Origin of the sequence: Streptomyces alkaliphilus, from assembly GCF_014141535.1 — a bacterium.
Taxonomy (GTDB): domain Bacteria; phylum Actinomycetota; class Actinomycetes; order Streptomycetales; family Streptomycetaceae; genus Streptomyces; species Streptomyces alkaliphilus.
Genome location: NZ_VKHT01000584.1, coordinates 1 through 3316, shown reverse-complemented (window position 1 = coordinate 3316; position 3316 = coordinate 1). Strand labels below are relative to the sequence as shown.

3 protein-coding genes and 1 pseudogene are annotated in these 3316 nt (G+C 77.5%); 1 reads left to right on the top strand and 3 read right to left on the bottom strand.

What is annotated here, in order from left to right; genetic code table 11:
- The first annotated feature begins 111 nt into the window (after positions 1-111).
- On the top strand, positions 112-945 hold the full coding sequence (locus FNQ90_RS17035) for a UbiA family prenyltransferase (RefSeq protein ID WP_323380021.1): 834 nt from the start codon (positions 112-114) through the stop codon (positions 943-945).
- A 71-nt stretch (positions 946-1016) separates the two neighbouring features.
- Here FNQ90_RS17035 and crcB read toward each other — a convergent pair whose 3' ends face one another.
- The 3 genes and pseudogenes from crcB to FNQ90_RS27515 form a co-directional block, all read right to left on the bottom strand.
- Positions 1017-1391, bottom strand: a complete 375-nt coding sequence (gene crcB / locus FNQ90_RS17030; protein WP_182607170.1) for a fluoride efflux transporter CrcB — start codon at positions 1389-1391, stop codon at positions 1017-1019.
- Positions 1388-1738, bottom strand: a complete 351-nt coding sequence (locus tag FNQ90_RS17025) for a fluoride efflux transporter FluC (protein WP_267133065.1) — start codon at positions 1736-1738, stop codon at positions 1388-1390. The genes crcB and FNQ90_RS17025 overlap by 4 nt, the downstream gene beginning before the upstream one ends.
- A 221-nt stretch (positions 1739-1959) precedes the next feature.
- Positions 1960-3198 (bottom strand): annotated as a pseudogene (locus FNQ90_RS27515) (YcaO-like family protein); the annotation flags it as partial.
- Positions 3199-3316: the final 118 nt, after the last annotated feature.

Here is a 3316-nt window from a genome sequence, read left to right as displayed (position 1 = left end):
GGGGAACGACGGCGTGGACGCCGGCGACACGGTGGGGCCACGACGTGCGCTCGGGCTCGACATGCCGACAGGCTGGCACACTCGTTCCCCATGCGGATCGTTTCCCGACGCGTGTCGGCGTGGATCGGGGCCTGCCATCCCCTGCCCGTCGTCGCGGTGACGGCGGTCACCGCCGGCCTGGCGGTCGCGGTCGGTCACACCCACGGCGGGACGCTCCTGGTCACGGCGGCCGTGCTGGCCGGACAGCTCTCGGTGGGCTGGCTCAACGATCTGGTGGACGCCGAGCGGGACGCCCGGGTCGGGCGGACCGACAAGCCGGTGGCCCGGGGCCTGGTGTCCCGGCGGGCGGTGGCCGTGGCCACGGTGCTCGCCGCCGGCACGGCCCTCGCGCTGTCCGTGGCGGCCGGGCTCCTCGCGGCGGCGGCCCACCTGATCGCCCTGGTCTTTGCCTGGGCGTACGACCTGGGGGTGAAGTCGACCCGCTGGTCGGTGGTTTCCTACGCCGTCTCCTTCGGCCTGCTGCCGGCCTTCGTCGTGCTCGCGCTGCCCGGTGCGCCGTGGCCGCCGTGGTGGCTGCCCGCGGCCGGGGCACTGATGGGGTGCGCGGCACACTTCCTGAACGTGCTGCCGGACCTGGCCGACGACGCGGCGGTGGGGGTGCGCGGTCTGCCGCACCGGTGGGGCGCCGCGGTGAGCCGGGTGGTGGCGGGCTTCCTGGTGCTGGGGGCCGCCGGGCTGCTGGTGACGGGCCCGGCGGGGTCCGACGGGGTGACGGCGGACGGGCGCGTCGCGGTGCTGCCGGTGGCGGCGCTGGTGGTGGGAGCGGGTCTGGTGCGCGGGCGGCGACCGGGGTCGCGGGCCGCCTTCAACGCGGTGCTGGTGGTGGCGGTGGCCGCCGTGGGCCTGTTGCTCCTCGCCGGACCGGCGGCCGTCGCCCCGGGGTGACCCGGCCGCGTGGTCCGCCGACGGCGCGCCGGCCGGGGGCCCCGGGTGCGACGGGGCGGACGCCGCCGCGCTCACCCCCACAGGGCGGAGGCGACGGCGAGGCCGAGGGCCGCCGCGCCGACCGCCGCGACCACGCTCCCCACCGCGTTGAGCACCGCCGGACCCCGGGCGCCGCTCTCCCACAGCCGCAGGGTCTCCCAGGAGAAGGTGGAGTAGGTGGTCAGCGCCCCGCACAGCCCGGTGCCCAGCGCGAGGGCGAGCGTGTCGCCCGCCGCGCCGGCCAGGACGGCTCCGGTCAGCGCGCCGAGGGCCAGACTGCCCAGCAGGTTGACGGTGAGCGTGCCGAAGGGAAGGGCCGAGCCGAGTCGGGCCTGCACACCCGTGTCGATCAGGTAGCGCAGACAGGCCCCCAGTGCACCGCCGAGGGCGACCCACCACCACGTCATGACGCGCTCCTCCCGCCGGCGCCGCAGGCCCGGCGCGAACGCTTCAGCACACGCCGGGTGAGCACGGAGGCGGCCCACACCGTGAACAGCGCGCCGACCAGGTTGGCCGCCGCGTAGCCGAGGCCGACCATCGCGCGGCCTTCGGCGATCAGTCGCTCGATGTCCACGGCGTGCACGGAGAAGGTGGTGAACCCGCCGAGCAGGCCGGTGCCGAGGAACGGACGCAGCAGCGGGTGCGCGGCCCGGTCGGTGACCGCCGGCACCAGCACGCCGATGAGCGCGCTGCCGAGGATGTTGACCGCGAGCAGGGCCGAGGGGAACGCCCCCTCGGGAGTCGGCCAGGCCAGGGAGACGGCGTACCGGGCGACGGCGCCGAGCGCGCCGCCGAGGGCGATGACCGCGAGGACGAGCGGCAGGCGGGGTGCGGCGACGGCCGGAGCGGGGCCGGGGCCGGTTCCGGGTCGGTGAGGAAGCCGAGGAAGGGGAAGGCGGCGGGGGCGTTGCCGACCAGGCCGGGGACGATGACCCGGGCGACGTGCCAGCCGTGCCGCCGGACCCGGGGCGTGGTGAGGTCCGCCGCGATCACCCGCAGTCCGTGGCGGCCCGTCAGGTCGAGGAGGGCCAGCAGGTCCGCGCCGACCGGCTCCTCGGCGCCGTCCGGCGACGCGGTCGCGGGGAGCGGCCGGCGCAGCCGGTCCAGGCGCGCGTCCTGGACGGCCGGGTCGAGGTGGAGTTGCAGGTGCAGGCGGACGTCGTTGACGTCCCGCAGGTCCGGGCGGAAGTCGAGGGCGTACCGGCGATCGGTACGGTGCGGCCGGAAGGGCCGGGGGTCCACCCGGCCGGCGCGCACCGCCCGGTGGAACCCGCTGTCGGGGTCGAGGAGTTCCAGCGACGCCTCGTGCGTGCCGATCGCCTCGGTGAACGCCTTGGCCGCCGCCTCCACGGCGGTGGGTCGGCAGGCGCTGCCGAAGGCGACCAGCCGGCGGACCGGGTCCTCGATGAAGGCGGCGGCCACCACGACACCCACCGGGCAGGGCACACGCAGCAGTCCGACCCGCAGGCCGGCCCCGGCGGCCTGCTCCAGCGCGAGGCGCAGCGCGACCGCCCCGGGGTCGTCACCGGGCGGGGCGTCGGCGAAGAGCCGGTGCGCGGGGGCGCCGCCGATCCACCAGCGGGTGACGGCGTCGCGTTCCAGCACCTCGCGCAGGGCGGCGGCGCGGGCCCGGTCGGGGTCGGGGTCGGCGGCGGTGCCGGCGAGCGGCGGGTGGTGGACGGGCGGCTCCGGTCGTCGCGGATCGCGGGGTCGGTTGACCCACACCAGGGAGGCGGGCACCAGGAGTTCGGTGTTCCGGCACAGGTCGTGGCCGGTCGTCCAGGCGACGGGCAGGTTCCGCTCGAAGGGCACGAACGGGAAACCGCGCGCGGCGTACTGTTCCCGGGAGTACAGGACGAGGGCGCGGGGGTCCAGGGCGGGCCGACCGGCGCGGGTCAGCTCGTCGTGGGAGCGGAGCGGCTCGTCGGCACGTGGATGTCCGGGGGCGGCGTTGCCGCACAGTCGCTCGACGGCCTCGCCGACGGCGGCGCGGCGGGAGCGGTCCGGGTCCCCGAGGGCGGCACCGCCGGTGGCGGGGTCCACCACGCCGGGGCCGGGGACGAGGTGGGCGGTGTGCGAGACGCACAGCGGCACGGCCGGCTCCCGGGGGCGGTCTCGGACCACCCGGGCCACCACGCCATCGGGGCCGAGCACGGCCTCCACCGGGTCGACGGGCTCGACGGGGCCGAGGGATTCGACGGGGCGCCCCTCCATCGTGGTGGGTGTGGCGGTCGTGGTGGGTGTGGCGGTCGTCGATCCCGCCGGGCCGGATGTCGGGGGCACGGGCTCCACTCTCCTGATCGGGGACGGTTTCCGGCGGGGTGTCCGGGGC

What these genes read in the sequence shown, in the direction of transcription:
- crcB (WP_182607170.1), bottom strand. Translation starts at nt 1,391, where the DNA reads ATGACGTGGTGGTGGGTCGCCCTCGGCGGTGCACTGGGGGCCTGTCTG.